The organism is Brevibacillus sp. YAE8, assembly GCF_057543335.1.
The window spans coordinates 1-535 of sequence record NZ_BAAIYG010000156.1; the positions used below are offsets into that span (position 1 = coordinate 1).

Sequence of the window (535 nt, forward strand, 5' to 3'; positions counted from 1 at the left end):
TTTGAAATGAACAACTGCAGAGTACAGTTTTTTACCTTGTTCATAGTCCACAGACATTTGATGAGATACGCTATGTACCTCAAGTAAAATCGCCTTATTTTGATCAATTTTTTCAGCAATTTGTTTTTCAAGCATTTTAACATCAGGCGCTTCAAAAAATTCTATTTTATCTTCAATCATTTCAAATTCAAAATTCATCTTACGGCCTCCTTACCTCATTACTATAGTATAGCAAATAGAAAGTTAAAAGCTTAAAATATTTGTAAATGAAGAACAAACGATAGTTAAAAACATACTATATCCATAAGAATTATTAGTTATGAGGAGGCATTTTTTATGGGGCTAGAGTTTTTAGATATCTTTGAAAAGTGGGCGAATGAGTATGATGCATCGGTAAGCGGGAAAGATGAACAGTATAGAGAAGTGTTTCGCAATTATAATGAAATCTTAGAATATGTAGCAGACCGTTCAATAGGGCATGTGATAGAATTTGGAACAGGCACTGGAAACTTAACAAAAAAACTTTTAGAAAAAG

General features: G+C 31.6%; 1 protein-coding gene and 1 pseudogene. One reads left to right on the forward strand and one right to left on the reverse strand.

What is annotated here, in order from left to right; genetic code table 11:
* Positions 1-198: DUF2536 family protein (locus tag AC27IT_RS28130; protein WP_487092312.1), on the reverse strand; the 198-nt coding region annotated here is incomplete at its 3' end.
* Positions 199-336: 138 nt separating this feature from the next.
* Between AC27IT_RS28130 and AC27IT_RS28135 the strand changes: the two are divergent.
* Positions 337-535 (forward strand): annotated as a pseudogene (locus tag AC27IT_RS28135) (SAM-dependent methyltransferase); the annotation flags it as partial.